General features: G+C 67.4%; 12 protein-coding genes and 1 pseudogene. 6 read left to right on the top strand and 7 right to left on the bottom strand.

Annotated elements, in window-relative coordinates; all coding sequences use genetic code 11:
* Positions 1-8: 8 nt before the first annotated feature.
* Together ACOYYX_RS00875 and ACOYYX_RS00870 are read left to right on the top strand one after the other, a co-directional pair.
* Positions 9-737 carry a hypothetical protein gene (locus tag ACOYYX_RS00875; protein WP_422928047.1) on the top strand — a complete coding sequence of 243 codons (729 nt, stop codon included), beginning with the start codon at positions 9-11 and terminating at the stop codon, positions 735-737.
* The gene (locus ACOYYX_RS00870; protein ID WP_422928046.1) at positions 734-2,329 is read left to right on the top strand and encodes a hypothetical protein; all 1,596 of its coding nucleotides are present in this window, start codon (positions 734-736) and stop codon (positions 2,327-2,329) included. The genes ACOYYX_RS00875 and ACOYYX_RS00870 overlap by 4 nt, the downstream gene beginning before the upstream one ends.
* A 228-nt stretch (positions 2,330-2,557) precedes the next feature.
* Here the strand turns inward: ACOYYX_RS00870 and ACOYYX_RS00865 are convergent, their stop codons facing one another.
* A complete protein-coding gene (locus ACOYYX_RS00865; RefSeq protein ID WP_422928045.1) occupies positions 2,558-2,842 on the bottom strand; it encodes a hypothetical protein in 285 nt (94 codons plus the stop codon).
* A 332-nt stretch (positions 2,843-3,174) separates the two neighbouring features.
* On the opposite strand from ACOYYX_RS00865, the pseudogene ACOYYX_RS00860 reads away from it, so the two are divergent.
* Positions 3,175-4,227: pseudogene (locus tag ACOYYX_RS00860) on the top strand (serine/threonine-protein kinase); the annotation flags it as partial.
* A gap of 499 nt (positions 4,228-4,726) precedes the next feature.
* Entirely contained in the window at positions 4,727-6,103 is a 1,377-nt protein-coding gene (locus tag ACOYYX_RS00855) for a tetratricopeptide repeat protein (RefSeq protein ID WP_422931573.1), read from the top strand.
* Positions 6,104-6,133: 30 nt separating this feature from the next.
* Here ACOYYX_RS00855 and ACOYYX_RS00850 read toward each other — a convergent pair whose 3' ends face one another.
* The 6 genes from ACOYYX_RS00850 to ACOYYX_RS00825 all read right to left on the bottom strand — a co-directional run bounded on the left by ACOYYX_RS00850 (position 6,134) and on the right by ACOYYX_RS00825 (position 15,476).
* Positions 6,134-9,019, bottom strand: coding sequence for a sigma-70 family RNA polymerase sigma factor (locus ACOYYX_RS00850; protein WP_422928044.1), 2,886 nt, complete (start codon positions 9,017-9,019; stop codon positions 6,134-6,136).
* Between the two features lie 258 nt (positions 9,020-9,277).
* Positions 9,278-11,449 (bottom strand): polymorphic toxin-type HINT domain-containing protein, encoded by a 2,172-nt coding sequence (locus ACOYYX_RS00845; protein ID WP_422928043.1) that lies wholly within the window; start codon positions 11,447-11,449, stop codon positions 9,278-9,280.
* 299 nt (positions 11,450-11,748) lie between these two features.
* The gene (locus ACOYYX_RS00840) at positions 11,749-12,585 is read right to left on the bottom strand and encodes a DUF3472 domain-containing protein (protein ID WP_422928042.1); all 837 of its coding nucleotides are present in this window, start codon (positions 12,583-12,585) and stop codon (positions 11,749-11,751) included.
* 57 nt (positions 12,586-12,642) lie between these two features.
* On the bottom strand, positions 12,643-13,101 hold the full coding sequence (locus ACOYYX_RS00835; protein ID WP_422931572.1) for a YaiI/YqxD family protein: 459 nt from the start codon (positions 13,099-13,101) through the stop codon (positions 12,643-12,645).
* Between the two features lie 159 nt (positions 13,102-13,260).
* Positions 13,261-13,896: a TetR/AcrR family transcriptional regulator gene (locus ACOYYX_RS00830; protein WP_422928041.1), complete on the bottom strand. Its 636-nt coding sequence runs from the start codon at positions 13,894-13,896 to the stop codon at positions 13,261-13,263.
* Complete coding sequence (locus ACOYYX_RS00825) at positions 13,893-15,476, bottom strand: FAD-dependent monooxygenase (protein ID WP_422928040.1); 1,584 nt, start codon at positions 15,474-15,476, stop codon at positions 13,893-13,895. Before ACOYYX_RS00825 ends, ACOYYX_RS00830 begins: the two co-directional genes overlap by 4 nt.
* A 484-nt stretch (positions 15,477-15,960) precedes the next feature.
* Here ACOYYX_RS00825 and ACOYYX_RS00820 point away from each other — a divergent pair, with 484 nt between their 5' ends.
* Together ACOYYX_RS00820 and ACOYYX_RS00815 are read left to right on the top strand one after the other, a co-directional pair.
* Positions 15,961-17,376, top strand: coding sequence for a glutamate decarboxylase (locus ACOYYX_RS00820; protein WP_422928039.1), 1,416 nt, complete (start codon positions 15,961-15,963; stop codon positions 17,374-17,376).
* A gap of 68 nt (positions 17,377-17,444) precedes the next feature.
* Entirely contained in the window at positions 17,445-19,886 is a 2,442-nt protein-coding gene (locus tag ACOYYX_RS00815) for a 2OG-Fe(II) oxygenase (protein WP_422928038.1), read from the top strand.
* The last annotated feature ends 103 nt before the right edge of the window (positions 19,887-19,989 follow it).

Raw genomic sequence — 19,989 nt, 5'->3', positions numbered from 1 at the left:
GGGAAGTCATGAAGCCGCAACAGACCAGGGGAACGACGCAGTCATTCGAGGGTACCGGGCCGGCCGGCCGTTCGCGCAAGGCCCGCCGGCGCAGGCCGAACCTGGAGTCGCTGGAGACCCGGCAGGTCCTCTCGACCTTCGCCGTCAACACCACGGCCGACTCGGTGGCGGTCGACCTCCAGACGGGCAAGGACGCGACGGGACACATCTCGCTGCGTTCGGCGATCATGGCGGCCAACGCGCACGCCGGGGCCGACTCGATCACGTTGCCGACCGGCCTCTTCCAGCTCTCCATCGCCGGCGCGAATGAAGACAACACGGCGACCGGTGACCTCGACATCAAAAGCGACCTGACGATCGACGGCACGGGCAATTCGGTGATCGACGGCAACTCGCTCGACCGGGTCTTCGAGATCCTGAGCGGCAACGTGCGGATCTCGGGCGTCACGATCAAGGGGGGCTTGTCTTCTACGGGCGGGGGCCTCCTCAACGTCGCCGGCAACGTGACCCTCTCGAACGACACGATCTCGAACAACACGGCGATCGGCTCGGCCGGCCTCAACGGCTCCAGCGGCAACGCGACGCGCGTGGGTGGTTCCCCCGGCGGCAACGGCGGCGACGCCTTCGGGGCGGGCGTCGACAACGTGGGGGGCTCGCTGACGATCGCGAATAGCCTGATCACGGGCAACGTCGCGAGGGGGGCTCGGGCGGGCGCGGCGGCTCAGGCTTCGGCGTGACGGGGGCGGACGGTAACCCCTCGAAGCCGACCGGCACGGCCGGGATCGGTGGCATCAGTGGGGCCGGCGGCAAGGGAGGCTCGGCCTTCGGCGCCGGCGTTTTCAACGCGGCGAACGCGCGCCTGACCCTCTCCGGCGTGACCTTCGCGCTCAACCAGGTCATCGGCGGGGCCGGCGGGGTCGGCGGCAATGGTGCGCTCGGCACCGGAGGCCACGGCGGGGATTACAACTTCAGGAACACCGGCGGAACTGGCGGCCTGGGCGTCGGCGGGAATGGGGGCGCGGGGGGCGATGGAGGACTCGCCGAGGGGGCGGGACTCTTCAACGGCTCCTTCGTGAATTCCGGCTCGACGATCACCTTCTCGCAGAATAGCGCGACGGGCGGCATCGGGGGCGCGGGGGGCCTGGGGGGCACCGGCCAGGGAGGCCGCGGGGGCGGCTTCCTCACGCCGACCACCTCCGTCGTCGGTGGCATCGGCGGCGACGCCATCGGGGGCAACGGCGGCAAGGCCGGCGCCGGCGGGAAGGCCAAGGGAGGCGCCATCGCCAACGAGGCCGGGGCCACGTTCTCGGGCGCGGCGGTGGTCGTCACCAACAATCAGGCCAACGGCGGAAACGGCGGAAACTCGGGGACGGGCGGCCTCGCCAACGGCGGCAATGGCGGCAACGGGTTCCCGGCCGGATTCGGGGCCAACTTCACCGGGGCCGGGGACGCGGGCGACGCCGGCGCGGGGGGTAGCGGGCTCGGCGGCGGCGTGTACAACGCCCAAGGCGCGAAATTTATCCTGTCGGCCCCGAATAGCAACACATCAGCACCTCCGGCCAGCAACTTCTCGACGAACCAGGCGCGGGGCGGGAACGGCGGCTTCGGGGCCATCGGAGGCGAAGGCCACGGAGGAACCGGCGGCGGATCCCCGCCGAACGGCTTTGCCGGGTCCGGCGGGAGCGCCGCCGGCGGCTTCGGCGGCAAGGGAGGCGACGGCGGCCTGGGAGCCGGTGGGGCCTTCTACAACGCCGGCGCGACCTCGATCACGGGCGTGACCGCCACCTTCACCCGCAACGTCGCGGACGGCGGCAACGCCGGGTCCGGAGGCCGGGGCGGCGAATCTTTCGGCGGCGACGCGACCGCCGACCCGACCCTCAACGTCCTCGGCGCCGGCTTCGGCAACGGCGGCGACAGCATCGGCGGGAGCGGCGGCGACGGCGGCGGGCGCGGGACCGGAGAAGGAGGCGCCCTCTTCAACGCCGCCGGGGGGTCCGTCGTCCTCCTGCCGAGGTGGAACGCCCCCGCGGGCTCGCCCCAGTCGCAGGCGACCAACGTGATCTCGCAGAACTTCGCCGGTTCTGGCGCGGGCGGATACGGCGGGGCCCCCGGGCTCACGCATCCGGGACATCCCTCGTTCATGGGAGGGAGCGTCGGCCAGAGTTTCGCCGGCGAGATGGGCTCGCTCGGCGCGGCGGGCGCCGGGGTCGGCGGCGGCGTCTTCCTCGATCCCACCAGTGTCACGACCCTCGTGAACACCGCCATCTCCGGCAACTCGGCCTCCACCGGCGACAACGACGTGCACGGCTCCTACAAATCCGTCCGCTGAGCCGAGACATCCTGATATCGAGGGAGAGGGGCACGCGACTCTTCCCCCTCGGACGCCGGGCGGGGGTCGATTGGACCGGATCGGCCTCCCGCCCGGCAAGTACCCGGCCCGGCCGTCCCCGAGGCGGCCGAAGGGCCCGCCCCTTTCCCGCTAGGGGCGGCCCCCTGGCCGGGGTGCGTCCGGGCCCGCACCAGAACACATCAAATTCAAAGGAACACCCATAATGAATCACATGACGAGGCCGTGGGCGTTCCTCGCCCCGATACTCCGCAACGTGTGGGCCGTCCCCCTGGCCTGCGTCCTGGTCGCGGCCTTCGTGGGGTTCGCGCCCGGGGACAATGCCCCCGCCCTGCACCACGGCGGCTCCCACCCAGGCACGTGCCGCTCCTGCTCCTGGTCATCCCCCAGGGTGAGGGCCGCCCGCGACGCCTGGATGATCGAGCAAGGGGCGATCGAGGAGCCGAACGAGTCGGACGATTTCCCGGAGGAAGCCGTCGTCGTGGCACGCCGCACGACTCCGGTGGTTCCTCATAGTCATGAGCATAAAGGAACGTCCGCATCCTTCTTCGCGAAGCCGCCAACCGGGAACGCCTCGATGCAATTAACGGCTAATTAACCACACCATTGCATTCGATGATTTCAGTTCCGCGACCCTCATTATGCCATAAGGTAACGTCCCACTCATTTTTGCTTCCATAAATATATGAAATGTGCGTACTGAGGCCGGGTGTTGGGATGGCCCTCGGCCTCACTCGCCATGGAGCGGAATCTCAACCCTCCGGGATTCCGCTCCATTTCCTTCAGATCCTGTCTCGAGCGTCCGTTCGGCGGTCGGAGTCGGAGCCATGGGCGAAGAACTGATTTTCGTCGCGGCGCTGGAGAAGGCTGGGGGTTCGGAGCGTCGGGCCTTCCTGGATGCCGCCTGTGCGGGCAATCCCGAGCTGCGGATGCGGGTCGAACGCCTCCTCGTCGCGCACGATCAGACGCTCGGCATCCTCGACCAGTCGGCCTGGGCGCGCGACTGGGGCGACGCCTCGATCGTCGGCACGTTCGGCCAGGGGTTCATGGACCTGCGCAAGGGGGCCGTGATCGCCGAGCGGTACACGCTCCTGGAAGAGGTCGGCGTCGGCGGGATGGGGACCGTCTGGAAGGCCGAGCAGACCGAGCCGGTGCGTAGGATCGTGGCCCTGAAGCTGATCAAGCCGGGCATGGACACGAAGACGGTGCTGGCCCGGTTCGAGGCCGAGCGGCAGGCCCTGGCCCTGATGGACCACCCGAATATCGCCAGGGTGCTCGACGGCGGCACGACCCGGGAGGGCCGTCCCTACTTCGTCATGGAGTACGTCGAGGGGAGCCCGCTCAACGAGTTCTGCGACGACGCCCGCCTGAGCATCGCCGAGCGCCTCGGCCTCTTCGTGACGGTCTGCCGGGCGATCCAGCACGCGCACACGAAAGGGGTGATCCACCGAGACCTGAAGCCCGGCAACATCCTCGTCTGCCGGTCCGACGGCCAGCCGGTGCCGAAGGTCATCGACTTCGGCCTGGCCAAGGCGATCCTCCGGCCCCTCACCGAGCATACCCTGCGTACGGCCCTCGGCGCCGTCGTGGGAACTCCTCTTTATATGAGCCCGGAACAGGCCGAGTTCAACAACATCGACATCGACGCGAGATCCGACGTCTACGCCCTCGGCGTGATCCTCTACGAGTTGCTCACCGGCTCGACACCCCTGGAGCGAGGCCGCTTCCAGCAGGCCGCCTGGCACGAGATGCTCCGCGTGATCAAGGAGGAGGATCCGCCCCGCCCCAGCAGCCGCCTCTCCTGCAGCGACGCCCTGCCGAGCCTGGCGGCTCGGCGTCAGCTCGACCCTTCGCGACTGGCCAGGCTCGTGCGCGGTGAGCTCGACTGGATCGTCATGAAGTGCCTGGAGAAGGACCGCGCCCGCCGCTACGAGACGGCCGACGGCCTGATGCGGGACGTCCAGCGCTATCTCTCCGACGAATCCGTGGAAGCCTGCCCCCCCTCGGCCGGCTACCTCCTCGGCAAGTTCCTGCGTCGGAACCGGGGGACGATGCTGACGACCGCGATCATCTTCGCCCTCTTGGTGGCAGGCATCGTCGGCACGTCGTGGGGCCTTGTCCGGGCCGACCTCGCTCGCAAGGAGGAGGTCGCGCGGGCCGAGGGGGAATCGAGGGCCAACGCCCGGGCCCAGAAGCGGCTCCGGCAGATCGAGAAGGGGGGCGAGATCCTTGCGTCGGTCTTCGACGACCTCGACCCCGGCGCCGAGGAGCGCGAGGGCCGCCCCTTGAAGCTGATCCTCGCGGACCGCCTGGACCGGGCCGCGGCCGAGCTCGAAGGGGACGCCGTGGGCGACCCCCTGGTCGTGGCCAACCTCCAGTATCGGCTCGGCCGGACATACCAGGCGGCTCGGGCACGCCGCCAGGGCGAGGGCCCTGCTCGCGAAGGCCGTCGCCGCCCGGCACGCCTTGCTCGGCCCCGACCACGAGGTGACGCTCGCCGCTCTCTCGCAGCAGGCCTCCGCCATCTTCGACGCGGGCGAGCCGAACGAAGCGATCCCCCTGCTCGAGCGCGTCCGCAACGCCCAGGCAGCAATCCTCGGATCCGACCACGACGACACCCTGGCCACGCTCCGCAACCTGGCGGTGGCGTACTGGAAAGTCGGCAGGCCGGCGGAGGCGCAGCCGCTACTCGAGCAGGCCCGCGACATCCTCGCCGCGAAGTTCGGCCCCGACGACGACCGGACCCTCGACGTCCTCGACTTCCTCTCCGGCGTCGACATGACCCTGGGCAAGCAGGCCGAGTCCATCGCCCTGGCCCGAAGCGTGCGCGAGGCCCGGGTGAGGAAATACGGCGTCGACCATACCCTCTCCATCATCTCGCTGAACAATCTGGCCTTAAGATATCGAGCCGCCGGCAAGATGCGGCAGGCCCTCGCGCTCTTCGAGCAAGCCCGCGACGAGATCGTGCCGAGGCGAGGGGCCGAACATCCCAGCACCCTCATGATCCTCGACAGCCTCGCCGGCATGTACCGGGCCTTCGGCCGGACCGAGGAGGCGATCCGCCTGGGCGAGCAGGTGCGCGAATCTCGCGTCATGCTCCTCGGCGACTACAACCCCTACACGGTCCACAGCCTCTGGAACCTCGGCCTCGCCTACGAGGCCGCCGGGGATATCGATAAAGCCTCGACCCTCCTGCACCAGGCCGGGACGGGCCTCGAGAAGCTCGACTTCAGCCACGCCGAGGCCTCCACGATCATCATGAGCCTCTGCACGTCCCTGGAGCGACGTGGGGACCTCGAAAAGGCCGATGCCTGGCGCCGGAAATGGCTCGAGGCCGCCCGGCGGAAGCGCGGGGCCAATTCCCCCGCCCATGCTGACATCCTCATGGACCAGGGCGAGGGCATGCTCGATTCCCGGAGATACGCCGAGGCCGAGCCGCTCTTGCGCGAGGCCCTCGTTATCCTCGAAGCCAGTCTGCCCGACTCCCCCACGACCTCTCAGGCCCGGTCCCTCCTCGGCGACGCCCTGCTCGGCCTGGATCGCTTCGACGAGGCCGAGCCGATGTTGCTCGAGGCCCTCGACGGCCTCGAGTGCCGCCGCGCGGAGATCTCCCCGACCTACGCCCGATACCGAATCGCCGCGGCCGGCAAGCGAGTCGTCCGGCTCTACGAATCCTGGAACAAGCCGGAGAAGGCCGCCGAGTGGCGCGCCCGCCTCGCCGAGCCGATCGTGGCGAAGCCCGCACATCCCCATTAATTTTTTTCCATTATCAAAAATCACGTGTTTTTATTTAGATTGATTTAGAACAATGTCCCCCAGGTCGCGCGTCTCGCCCGGCTCGATGACAACGTCCTGGAAGACGGGCGCGGCCTTCATCCCCGATCTCAAGGCCTGCATCGAGTACTTGGCTCCGGCGACGAACCCTTCGAGCCGGAATCGCCCACCGTCTCCGAGGACGATCCTGCCGGGTCCTGGTACGATCCCGCGATCGGGGTGGAACCTGGGACCGTAGATGTGCAGGTTGACCAGCGTGGCGTTGTCGATCGGCCGGCCCCCGGCGTCGACCAGGCGTCCTTTGATGCGACCCATAGCCTGCATCCGGAGCGTCAGAGGGCGGCCCTCATCGCCACGCAACGGGATCGAGCCGGCGATCTGACGCTCGGGGTGGTAGACCCACAGGCGGCGCGGTTTCGCAGGGTCGAGGGCATGAACCTCGATCGTGGAGGCGTGCAAGGGCTGTGGCGTCGCCGGGTCCAGGGCCTCCAGCCCCCGGGCGAGCGCCCCATCTACGGGCTTGCCCTTGTCATCGACGATCGCGACCGAGGCGGATCGGCCGGGGTCGACCTCGAGGTCGCGAGTCAGGCTAACGGCCCCGGGCTCGGGGTTGATCTCGGCGAGGGCGTGATATCCTTCGAGGACGAGCGTCCCGTCCGCCTGCCTGGGGAACCCATAACGCCCCGGATTGGCGATGGCGTCGATCCCGCTCCAACCTTTGTACCGGTTCCGGACCGAGTGCGCGGTGAGCAGGCTGGGCCCCGGGAGGGCGGCAATCTGGAACCGGCCGTCCTTACCGACATTGGCGAAGGTCTCGCTGCCGTCGTACCCGGGGAACTCCCTGAGGTGCGGGTTATCGTCGGCGAGGCGCACCGAGACATTGCCGGAGACGGGGCGGCCGGTCCCCTTGTCGATCAGGCGGCCTCGCACGAGCACCCCGCGTTTGAGGGCCATGTCCCTCGTCAGCGGCTCGGCGCCGACGGACCTGGCCGAGGCCCGGAAGGTCGCGGGGGGATAGGCCTGGCCCGGCGTCGGCGTGACTTGCAGGGAGTATTCCTGGGCCTCCGGGAGCCCGAGGAGCCGGTATTTCCCTTGGGCATCGGTCGTCGCCTCGACCCCCTTCGCGAAGAGGGCGCTCCTCGGCTCATAGACCATACCCTGCACGACCGCACCACCGAGGGGCAGGCCCGTGTCCTTATCCCGGATCGTCCCCACGATCGGCCGGCTCCGCGCCGAGGCGTGAGTGAACCTGGCGGCGCGATAGAGGATCGGCCGGGGCGGGTTAATCACGTCCCGAGTCGCCCGGAGGTCGGGGCCGTTCTTCGTCATCACCTCGATGGCCGAGGTCTCGATCCCGGGGCCCGAGACCAGCAGCGTGGCTACACGCTCGGCGCCGATCCCCTCGATCCGGAACCGGCCGTCGGGCCCCGTTGTGCGGTCGAGCCCCAGGCCCGGCCGCAGGATGTTCAACGGCAAGGGCTCCATGCCCTCGCCGGCCGCATACGCCTTACCAGCCTTCACCCGGTCGATCCAGGGGGACAGGTCGGTCCCGGCTTGTGGGGCCCAGAGGAAGTCGACCATCACGCCGGCGCCGGCGACCGGCCGGCCTTCGAGGTCGAGGATCCGCCCTTCGATCGGGACGTCGTCCACGACCAGCCGCACGGTGACGTTGCCCTCCTCCGGCACGTCGGCCCAGGCCAGCCCATATCCGGGGGCTGAGGCGACGACTCGAGCCGTGCAACGCCCCACTTTCCGATCCATCCTTTCGAACGCGGTACGGGGCGCGTTCAGCATGAATTGCCCGTCGGCTCGAGTGGATGTCCCGTCAGGCCCCTCCCGGGATCCGGCCGTGAAATAGGCCCGGAGATCGAAGAAATGCACCGACGCCCCCGCGACGGGCTTTCCGCTGGGGTCGACGACCTGGCCGCGCACCACGACCGCCGCCGCCTCGTCCGGGTTTTCGGCAGGGCGACTCGCCGGGGCGGGTGCGTTTCCCCGAGGATTCGGCATCGCTTCGGATCGGATCGAGTCGTCGGTGGTGCCCTGCTCCAAGGGGCCGAGCGTCGCGCCTCCGAAGATCCCCGCGAGGACGAGGATGATCATTCCCGAGCCTTTCAGCGAGGCGGCGAGCATGCCTCTGTGGACTCCCTCGGCGATGACGACCGCGGTCGTTCGAACCGCCCCGCAGCGGGTCGCGGCGCAGGCCTTCGCGACAAGCGACGCAGGAACCGCACCAGGGGATTCGGCCTCCCACCCGGCGACGAGGAAGGCGGCGGGCATCGCGATCCCCGAGCGTTCCAGCCGCTCGCGCAGGAGCCGTCGAGCCCTCGACAGCAGGACACCGACCGTCCCCACCTGCTTCGAGAGTCTCCGGGCCACTTCCGCATGCGAGAGGCCCTCCAGGTAGCAGAGCACGATTGGCACGCGATAGCGTTCGGGCAGACGATCGATCTCTCGATGCAGGGCCCCAAAGTCCTCGAGCCGCTCGAGCGATGAGCTCCCGGAATCGTCGCGACTTGCCGAAATCAGGGCGATCATTCGCGACTGCCGCTCGCGACGCCTCGCCCGCAGGGCGTTCGCCTTCTGCGCCGAGCGCCGGGCGACCCGATAGAGCCAGTGTCCGAGCAATTCAGGGTCGCGGAGGGAATGGGCGCGGCGGGCGAGGACGAGGAAGGCGGCCTGGAACGCGTCCTCGGCGTCATGCCCATCCCGCACGAGCTGCCGGCAGACGGACAGCACCATCGGCCCGTGTCGGGCGACCAGCGCGGCGAACGCGGCCTCGTCGCGCCCGGCGACGAACCTGCCCAGGAGTTGGGAATCCGAGAGGCCGGCGATGGTCCCAACCTGGAAGAGCCTGCCGATCGGCTCGGCGACGGAGCCCGCGTTCCGACTGCCCATGGGAATCCCCCCCTCGAGAAGCAAGCCAGGTTACGTCCAGACTAATACTTCCCGGTCGCGGGGGATATCTAACAAAGAAGTTCGAAAGTCCGGCCGATTTCGCCCCCTTTCGAAAAGAATGGGCACCGCCAACCGGCCTCCATGGGTTGAGGGGGCGGGCGGTGCCCATCTCGTGGGCGAAGACTTATTCAATTAATTAAATCTAATGATATTTTATTTAACTATCGGATCAATATTTCACTAGTTATTGAAATCGAGTTAGGGTCGTTTTGGCGCGTTGCTCACCTCCATCGTGCCATCGAAGGGGGCACCGGCCGTCATAAAGAAGCTATTATCGTGAACGAGGGCACCTCGCTCGCCGACGAGGTAGTCGTGGTCCTGGGCGACCTCCAGGTTGTAGACGAGCTGGGTTTCCGCGGGGGAGATCGAGACGATCCTGGACGCCCGCGCGAGGGTCCGCACCACGTCCCCCGCCTTCAGGTCCCTGGCGACGACCCACCCCTTGCCCGCGATCCAGAAGCGGTGCCAGGGGGTCGTGACGATGGCGTCGTCCTCGAATTCGAGCCGGAGTGTCTTGCTCGGCGGGTTGTGGAAGACCGTCAGGATCGGCTGGAGCCCCAGCGCGCCCGTGGCCGTGTCCCAGGTCAGCACCCGATCCCCCGCCCTCAGCGACTCGATGGGGCGTCGCCCCGTCATCGTCGCCACCTCCGTACCGGCCGCGAAGCAGGCGTGAACGCGGAGCCCAACCAGCTCCGTCGAGCTCGTCACCGCGACGGGCTGGGCCTCGGAGGTCACCTCCTCGAAGAACACCGGACGCGTATCGCTTTCGTTCGAAGTGAAAGCATACCCTTGCTGGTCGGCGAACCACTTATCCCAGCCCTTCTGATTCGGGCCGAAGTCCTCGCCGGTCGAATTCGTCAGGAGCTCGAGCACGTTCTTGTTCGAGCGGTCGATGTCGGCGTTCGTGCTCTCGAGCGAGGCGACGTCCTCCCGCAATCGCTGCTCCGCGACCATCACCGACCTCTGCGCCTCGAGGGCCATCTGGCCTACGGGGATCTGGACTGAAGTGGCGTAGGTCCCGACCACATTTTCATATCCCGAACTCCCGAATACTCGACCTGGCTCCTTCGTATTCGTTAACGTATCGATCGCTCTTGCGGCGTATGGCGATTGGATTCCCACCCATTGAGAGACGCTCGGAGGATGATCGATGAAGAACTGACCGAAGGCTTTCCCCGCCTCGCCCGAGGGCGCCAGTATGTCTCTTTGCGCCCGGAGGAGGTCTTGATGGATCGTTTCCTTCGTGGGCAATCCGGCGACTGAGAGGCTTGCCATTTCCTCAAAGATGCCCGTCATTCGATTGATGACCGGCAGGCCGTTGTCGTCGTAATAGATCGAATCCGTCGGCATGGGCGGGATGTTCGGGAGCGTCGCCGGGGTGTACTGGCGCTTGTAGTCGACCTTCTTCCCCGAGACGAAGAGCGTGCCCGGGGAGCCCGGCCCCTCGACGTCCTTGACCTCGTACTTGATCGGGTCGCGGATCAGGGCGATCGCGATGCCCGCGTATTCGCAGGGGTCGCGCCGCTTCAAGGTCTCGGAGACGAGGCGGCGGACCTCGCCCGACGAGGTGGAGAGCCCCAGGTAGACGAGCGACCGCGACGCCAGCGGCGAATCGACCTGGCCGAGCAACTGCGCGGCGAGCGCCAATCTCGGCTTCCGGTTGGCGACGAACGTGGACCAGATCGCCGGCACGGCGCGGGGGTCGTTCACCTCGGCGAGGCCCTTGAGGGCCTCAGTCTTCGTCCTGGGCGACTCGAGCCTGGTGCTCAGGACCGAGAGCTCCTTCCGCCAGCGCTGCGTGGCCCGCTTCTGTTCCTCGAGCTCGGCCCGGGCGGCCTCGATCTGGGCCTCCGTGACCCAGCGCACCCTCTCTCGCCTGTAGCCGAGGCGTTTCCAGGCCGCGTCTCGCTTCGGATCCAGTCGCACGACCGTCGTCAGGTGGGCGATCGCCTCGGGTTTCAGGCCGTTCTCCTCGCACCAGAGGGCCAACTGCCAGTGGGCGGCCGCCGTGTGCGGGGTCTTCGCCCGCCGCGCGTTGTACTCGGCGAGGTTCCGCCCCATCGCCTCGTCCGACTCGACCTGGCGGCTCAATGCGTCCGGGGCCGCCCAGCGCCCGTTGAAGGCGACCAGGCCCATCAGGGCCCTCGCCCTGGCGTCCTTGGGGTTCAGGAGCACCGCGAGCGCCAGGTGCTTCAGGCGCTCGGCAGCCAGGCCGTGGGCCTCGCACCAGAGGGCCAGCTTCACCTGGGAGTCGGAGTCGCGGCCCGCGGCGGCCTTCGCCGAAGTGTAGGCCTCCTGGGCCTCGGCCGAAGGGGCTGTATCCGCCGCGAAGGCGGTCATGCCGATCCCTAGCAAAAGGCTCGCGAACATCGCCGACCCTCCTCAAGGCACCACCGAGCCCGACCGGCGCGAAGCCCGAGAGGATGTTCATGACAACTCATCCTCGCATGGATTCCCGCCCGTCAATGACATCATGGTGTGACGACGCCCCGTCGGCAAGGCGACCGCCTCGGTTATGTGAGTAGCACTCACACTGCGTCCCGATCGGCCCGATTTCCGGCTTCCGCACGCGGAGCCTCTCGAACGAAAAAGGCCCGGGCCGGGTCCACCGCTCGCCGGCGGCGACCCGACTCGGGCCCTACTGGATCGTGACGCGGTCGTTGCTCGGGTCAGGGAGCCTCGGGGAGCCCCGCGGGGGCGAGGTCGACGCTCTCGCCGAGCTTGACGTGCTCATTCGCGATCTCGCCGCCGGTCGCGAGGAAGAAGCGGCCGGCGTCGAGGCCGGCGTCGATGTTGAGGGCCGGGTTCTTGTCGGCGGTGAACTTCGCGCGGTTGAGGGCGACCCAGCGGGCGTCCTTGCCGCGGACCCAGCCCTCACCGAAGCGGGCGCGGCGGGTCTTCGTGGCCGAGACCTTGTTGCGCTGGAAGTCCTCGACGAAGGAGTAGTAGCCGGACAGCGAGTCGCCCCCGGTGATGGTCGAGAAGGTCACGAGCTTGCGCCAGGCCTTGGCCTCGGGAGGGAGGAAGTAGGCGGTGAAGAGCGTCCTGTTCCCTTCGACCTCCGACTTGACCATGAACCGATAAGGGACCCCCTCGCGCCAGTCGAAGTCGAGGAACGACTGGCCCCCCGTCCCCTCGTTGCCGAACCGGCCGACGCGCACGGCGTCGTCCTTGTAGACGAGCTTGACGCGGCTCTCCTCCTTCACCACGCTCGGGTCGTCCTGCTTGCCGGGATCCCAGACCGAGAAGATGATCAGCTTCTTGCCGTCGGCCAGCTCCTGGAGCCCGAAATACCCGTGATTGAAGCCGCAGACGCAGAAATACGTCCCCGGGGCCGAGCGCTCGACCGTGACCTCGTTGGCGAAGACAGTCCCCTGGGGAGCCGGGAACTGGAGGTGGACCGACCGGCAGGCAATCCCCGCCAGGCGCTCGTCGGCGTTAGCGTTCGTGGCGAGCCAGCCGAAGCCGAAGGCCAGGGTCAGGGCAGCCGCGGCAAATCGACGCATCGGGATCTTCCTTCGCAAGAGTTTGATAGGAACGCGAGCCGGCGACGTTGAGGCGGCTCACTGCTTCGAGGCCCGCCGCACGGCATGGATCAGTTCGTCGAGCTTCGCGAGGAACTTCGAGCGGTCCGCCTTGACGAAAGGGGACGGCCCGCCGCCGAACTCGCCCGACTGCCTCAGCATTTCCAGGAGGGCCCTGGTCGCGAGGGCGTTGCCGATCGAGTCCTCATGGAACTCGACCCCCTTCGGGCCGAGGACGCGGGCCCCTCGCTCCAGGCAGCGGCCGGCGAGCGGGATGTCGGACGTGATGGCGATGTCCCCGGGCCCGATCCGCTCGGCGATCCAGTCGTCGGCGACGTCGAACCCGCCCTTGACCACGACGGCCTCGATGATCTCGTCGGGCGGAACCCGGATCGACGAGTTCGAGACGACGAAGATCTTGAGCGAGTATCGGCGGGCGACCTTGTAGATCTCTTCCTTGACCGGGCACGCGTCGGCATCGACATAGATGGGCATAATTTGAAAACCAGCTCGGCCGATCGCCCGCGTCGAGGGTCCGCCCGGCCATTCCGGCGAACCCGCTCCGACGCCTCCGCGCGCCGCTCGACACGATCTTCGAGGACGAGCGACTCCCTTGTCAAAGCCAACCTGCCGCGAGGTGGGCGCGTGGCCGGTGAATCAGGCCGAGGGATCGCCCCGGGAGAAGTCGTCGCGTCCTTCCTGGGTCAGCAGGCCGAGGAAGAAGAGCTCCATCGCCTTCTCGAGCACCAGACGCGGCAACAAGCCCGTGCGGGCGAGGGAGTCGGGGTGCATCAGGCCGTTGAGGGCCTGGATCCAGAACTCGACGGCGAAGGCAAGGTCGACGTCGGGGCGGATCATCCCCTCCTCGACGCCGAGCCGGAGCACGGCGCCGAAGACGCGCGGGACGTTCCGGCCACGGAGCTCGTCGATCCGTCGAGCGTGCCGGGGGGCGAACCGCTCGAGGTCGCGGAGGAAGGCGGGCGACATCCGCCCGAGATGCGTGCCGATCGTCTCCAGGACCCCGCGGAGCTTCCGCGTGAACCCGAGTTCCGGGTCGCGCAGCAAGGCGTCGGCCTCCTCAAGGATCATCGCGCCGGTGCGGTCGAGGATGGCCTCGATGATGGCATCTTTGGACGCGAAATGGGCGTAGATCGTCTTCTTGCTCATGCCGATCTCGTGGGCCAGCGCCTCCATCGTCAGGCCGCTGTAGCTCGACTCGAACAACAAGCGTCGCGCGGCCCGGAGGATCCGGCCGGCCGGCGAGTCATCGGCCTCGAACGGATCCTGATTCACGAGGCCGAGGCCAGCAGTACGCGTGCGACGTAGGCTTCGAGCCGGGCGGTGTCATCGGCCTCGCCCCTGGCGGCGATCACCTGATCCGGACGCACGAGGATCCAGCCGGGGTTCTCGATGCCGTAGCGTTTGCGGACGTGGCCGTCGGGGTCATTGCTCGAATCGATGGTGAACGTCTTGAGCCGATCGCCGGCGGTCGCGGCGATCCGAGCGGCGTCCGCGAGGCTCGCACCGTCGCCGAAGAGGAGCAAGGTGTGATGCGCCCCGGCGAGGATACTCCAGAGGCGTTGGTCCCGGCCGGTGGCGGGGTCTCGGAGCGCCGCGTCGAGGGCCCGGGTCCCGGCCTCGCCCCGGGCGGCGTGGGCATGGGGAACCCCTCCCAACTGCACGAGCGGGCCGTCGTGATAGACGATGGCGGTCTCGGAGAGTCGCACCTGGAGCTTGCGCTTGAGCGCGGGGACGTGCGAGAGGATCGGGATGAGTACATCCTTGGCGATGCGCAAGAGCGGGTTGTTGCCGAAGGCGACGTGCAGCATCTGCCCCGCCCCCTCGACCACCTCGCGGGCCACGGGGCGACGCTCGGCCTCGTAGCTGTCGAGCAGCAGGTCGGGCTCGCCGACCCCTTGCAGGACTTGGGCGAGCTTCCAGCCGAGGTTCACCCCATCCTGGATCCCGGTGTTCATCCCCTGCCCGCCCGCGGGGCTGTGGACGTGCGCGGCGTCGCCCGCCAGGAAGCAGCGGCCGACGCGATAGTGAGCCGCGAGCCGCTCGTTGATCCGGAAGGCCGAGAGCCAGGTCGGGTCGATCAGCCGTAAGTTTTCGGGGCCGTGGGCGTCGAGGAAATGTTGCATCTCCTCGAGCGTCGGCGTCTCGTCCCCCGCCTCCGCCTCGCGCAGGCTGAAGACACGCCAGATGCCGTCGCGGATCGGAAAGAGAGCGACCGAGCCCCCGCCATGCCACCAGACGTGAATATGCGTGGGATCGAGATCCCCCTGGAGTTTGGCGTCGCAGAGGACGAACGTCCTCTCCTCGGTGTACCCTTCGAACGGGACCTGGAGCTGATGCCGGACCACGCTCCGCGCACCGTCGCAGCCGACGACGAAGGCGAATCGGCTGCGCTCCTCGCGCCCCTCGGGCATCTTCAAAGTGGCGGTGACGCCGTCCCCATCCTGCTCGATCGCGGTCAATTCAACGTCGCGCTCGACCTCGCCGCCGAGCTCGACCAGCCGGTCGTGGAGCAGTCGCTCGGTATCCGACTGCGGCAAGAGGATCGGGAACGGATAAGGGCTGTCGATGCCGTCCCCCATCTCCAGGTCGGTGAGTTGATGCTTGCCGTCGCCGAACCTCACTCCCCGCATCCGCACGCCCTCGGCGAGGAAGGCGCCGATGATCCCCATCGCGTCGAAGGCCTCGAGGCTCCCGCTCCAGACCGCCAGCGCCTTCGACACCTCGCTGACCTTCGGCGCGCGATCGATCACGCGCGCCTCCAAGCCGAACCGCCGGCAGGTGATCGCCAGTGAGAGCCCCGTGGGCCCCGCCCCGACGATCAAGACATCACGCAACGTCGTCTCTTCGCGCATGCCTGACGCCTCCTGACCCGTTGTCCCGAGGTTCGCACCCGGGAGTTGCTGACCTCGAGGTCTCTATCGCCCCTGACCTGCGGAAAGAGGCGGAGGATCTTGAGTTGAACGCCCCAGGATATGTGCCGCCATTCCTACCACCAACCGGCCGGGCCGTCGAACCCCCGCCAGTTCCGGAGTGGAAACCCTAGAAACCAAACTAAGAGTTTCCGGTTTCCATGTCAAGAGTTCATGTCCCGGCAACCTAACATCGACAATCGTTATGATCGCGGGGGAAGATGCCGAGGCAGCACCTCTCTTCGTTGAACAACATCATTAAGGGCGTCGTCCCGCTGCATCTACCCGCCTGAGTCACTCGGGGCCGCGACTCATCCGGTATGATCGGTGGCGGTCGTCCACAGACATGGACAGGACGAGGTTGGCCCGTCGTCGCGCGGCGACCGGGGTCAAGGCGATTGGAACCTGCGCAGGGAAACGGCCCACGATGCTCTCAAAGCAGCGACACCATCACAAGTCGGACGACGCGAACCGGCAGTATCACGTCCCGACGTACGGCTCGCGCTACTTCGCCGAGCCGGTGCCGAAGTTCGAGTTGCCCGAGAACGCGATGCCGGCCGAGGCGGCCCATCAGATCTGCCGGGACGAGCTGAACCTCGACGGCAACGCCGCGCTCAACCTCGCCTCGTTCGTCACAACCTGGATGGAACCCGAGGCCGAGAAACTCATCCTCGAGTCGTTGAACAAAAACTATGTGGATCAGGACGAGTATCCCCGGACGACGGCGATCCAGGAACGCTGCGTGAACATGATCGCGCATCTCTATCATGCGCCGAGCGAGGGGAAGGCGGTCGGGACGAGCACGGTGGGGTCGTCGGAGGCGATCATGCTCGCCGGCCTCGCGGCCAAGTGGCGCTGGCGTCAGCGCCGGAAGGCCGAGGGGAAATCGACCGATCAACCTAATATCGTGATGTCGGCGACCGTCCAGGTCGTCTGGGAGAAGTTCGCACGCTACTTCGACGTCGAGCCGCGTTATGTGCCGGTGGAGGAAGGCCGCACCGGGCTCGACGCCGAGGGGCTCGGCCAGGTCGACGAGAACACCATCGCCGTCGTCGCGATCCTCGGTAGCACGTACACGGGCGAGTACGAGCCGATCGAGGCCATCCACGGGACACTCGAGGAGATCAACGCCCGGAACGGCTGGGAGGTGCCGATCCACGTCGACGCGGCCAGCGGCGGGTTCGTCGCCCCCTTCCTCCAGCCCCACCTGCGCTGGGATTTCCGGCTCCCGCTGGTGAAGTCGATCAATGTTTCGGGGCACAAGTATGGGTTGGTCTATCCCGGGATCGGCTGGGTCGTCTGGCGCGACCGGGCGGACCTGCCCGAGGACCTGATCTTCCACGTCAGCTACCTCGGCGGCGACGAGGCGACCTTCAACCTCAACTTCTCCAAGGGGGCCAGCCAGGTCATCGCGCAGTATTACAACTTCCTCCGCCTCGGCCGCGAGGGGTACTCGCGGATCATGAAGAACCTCCGCTCGACGGCCGACTACCTGGCGTCGAAGCTCGAAGAGACCGGCCACTTCGCCCTGCTCAGCGACGGGAAGTCCCTCCCGGTCGTCGCCTTCCGGCTCGCCGAGTCGAAGTCGTACACCGTGTATGACATCTCCGACGCCCTCCGCAGCAATGGCTGGATCGTCCCGGCCTATCACATGCCCGGGAATCTCGAGGGGGTCTCCCTGCTACGCGTGGTCGTCCGCGAGCACTTCAGCCGGGACATGGCGGATATGCTCCTCGATGACCTCAACCGGGTCCTCGTGAAGCTCGACGCCGCGAGCCCCGCGCCCGCAGCCGTAACCGCATCGGAACAGCCCGTCACCGAGGCCGGGCGAAAGGTCTGCTAACCCTGTGGCCGCGAGCGGGCTCGGGGTATCCTTGAGGTAGACACCCTGGGTTGCGGAGGGACCATTCGATGGCGCGCTGGCGTGATGACTACGATGACGACGAGGCCGATGACCTCGAGGAACTCGAGGGAAGCGACGAGCAGGCCGAGCTCAAATCCGAGATCGACGCCGCCCTCCGCAAGGTCGACCGCCCCGGGAATTATTGCGCCAGCGGCAGCCTCCCCGCCGTCCTGCCGGGGCTCGAGGTCGAGGGCCTCGGGCCCGTCGGCCTCCCCTTGACGGCGAAGCAGGCCAAGGAGCTGATCAAGCACTGCAAGCAGGCCCCCTACGGCAAGGGTGAGGAGACCATCGTCGACACGAAGGTGCGACGGGTCTGGAAGCTGGATCCGGCGAGCTTCAGGCTGAAGAACCCCGACTGGCCGAGGCTCGTCCGGGCCGCGGTCGAACTGGTGCAGGAGAAGTTGGGACTGGAGAAGCAGGCGCTCGAGAGCCATCTCTACGACCTGCTCGTCTACGAGGCCGGCGGCTTCTTCCTGCCGCATCGCGACGGCGAGAAGCTCGATCGGATGGTCGCGACGCTGGTCATCGCGCTCCCCTCACCGCACGAGGGGGGCGAGCTCGTCATCCGGCACGACGGGCAGGAAGAAGTCATCGACTTCGGATCGGATCAAAGTGCGTTTCAGATCCAGTACGCAGCATTCTATGCCGACTGCGAGCATGAGGTCAGGCCGCTCCGGAAGGGATATCGGCTCTGCCTCGTCTACAACCTGACGCTCGCGAAGCCCCTATCGAAGGCGAAATCCAGGGCGAAGGAAGGGATCTCGGCCCCTCGGCCGTCGGGGCACATCGACAAGGTGGCCGCCCTGCTCGAGGAGTGGCAGAAGCAGAGCAAGCACGAAAAATTGGCCGTCACGCTCGACCACCAGTACACGCAGGAAGGCCTCGCCTGGGACGCGCTCAAGGGCCTGGACAGGGGGAAGGCCCAGGTGCTCCTCCAGGCCGCGGAGAAGTCGGGGAACGTGGCCTACCTGGCATTGTTGACGCTCTGGGAATCGGGCTCGGCCGAGGATTATTACGGGGGCTATTACGGCTCTCGCTACGGGCGCCGGACGGACTATGAAGAGCCGGAACCGGGCGAGTACGAGATGGAGGAGATCTTCGACCGCAGCCTGACGGCGGACCACTGGCGCCTGCCCGATGGCGAGGCATTGCCGATCGGCGAGCTCGACGTGGAATGGGGTGAAGTCGTCGGCCTCGCCAGCCTCAAGAGCCACAAGCCGAGCAAGGAGGAGTTCGAAGGGTACACGGGCAACGCGGGCATGACCCTGGAACGCTGGTATCAGCACGCGGCGATCATCATCTGGCCCGAGGCCCGGCACTTCGACATCATCTGCCAGCGAGGCGGGCGTAACGCCGTCCCCGCCCTGGATCTGCTGGTCAAGCGCTGGAAGGCCGCGACCCCGAAGACGAAGGAGGCCGATGCCCTCAAGAAGCAGTGCGTCAAACTCGCGACCAGGATCATCAACACCTGGACCCCCGCGACTCGTCGATTCTCCTATTACGAGCCCGAACGGAAAGTCGCCGAGGGCAACAAGGACATGCTGCCGGCGCTCGCCGCAATCGACGAGCCCAAGCTGATCGGCAAATTCCTGGCGAACGTCGTGGCGAAGGACGGCGATATCGAGCCCGCTGAGTCACTGCTCGCCCTCTGCCAGCAGTATGGGTGGGGCACGTTTCGCGACGAATTGGCCGAAGTCGCCAAGCAGACGACCAACGACACGCTCACGCGCAACGTCGGGCTCCTGGAACGGCTCTGCAACGCGAAGCCCCGCAAGCGCGAGGGCTGGCCCGAGGCCTGCGCGAGCTTCGCGAAAGCACTCGTCGAGGCGTTGGGGCCGCTCGATAAGAAGCGGGCGGCGGGAGAGTGGGGATTTCGCAAGGAGGATCGCGCCGCGACGCTCATCAGCCTGATCCAATCGCTGGTTATCGCGGGCCAGGGAACCTTGCTCTCGAACTTCGTCGAGCACGTGCTGGCGACGCCCAAGGTCTACCCGCTGAGCACCGTCGTCGTCCCCGCGCTCGAGGCGCTCCAACCCTGGTTCAAGAAGAACGTCAAGACGCCGGACAAGGCGCTGACGCACTGGGTCGCCTCGTGCCGGAGAGAGCTCGAAGACCTCACGTCCAAGGAGCCGGAGGAGCCGAAGGACTTCCGCCGCAAAGTGCCCGTCACATGCAAATGCGAGCACTGCGCGGAGCTCAAGCTCTTCCTCAAGGACCCGAAAGAGTCCGTGCATTCGTTCAGGATTCGCCAGGAGATCCGCAACCATCTCGAGAGCGAGATCCGCAACACGAAGTGCGACCTGACCTGCCACACGGACCGTCGCGGTTCGCCGCAGACCCTCGTCTGCACCAAGAACACCGCCTCATATCAGGAGGCCTTGAAGACGTACCACCAGAACCTGGAACGGCTCAAGGTCGTGTCCAGGGTCGAGAAGGCCCTGCCCTCCTGAGCCTCGCGTCGACCCCGAGGAACGACGAATCGTCCCGGATGTCCGCCAAGCTGCGGCCATCCGGGACGATCGTGTCTTGATGCTATCAAGCGTTCAAATCTTC

This window comes from Singulisphaera chitinilytica (assembly GCF_049331405.1).
In the GTDB taxonomy this organism is placed as follows: domain Bacteria; phylum Planctomycetota; class Planctomycetia; order Isosphaerales; family Isosphaeraceae; genus PoT.
The sequence above is the reverse complement of the archived record's forward strand: the minus strand, read 5'-3'. Positions and strand labels throughout refer to the sequence as shown.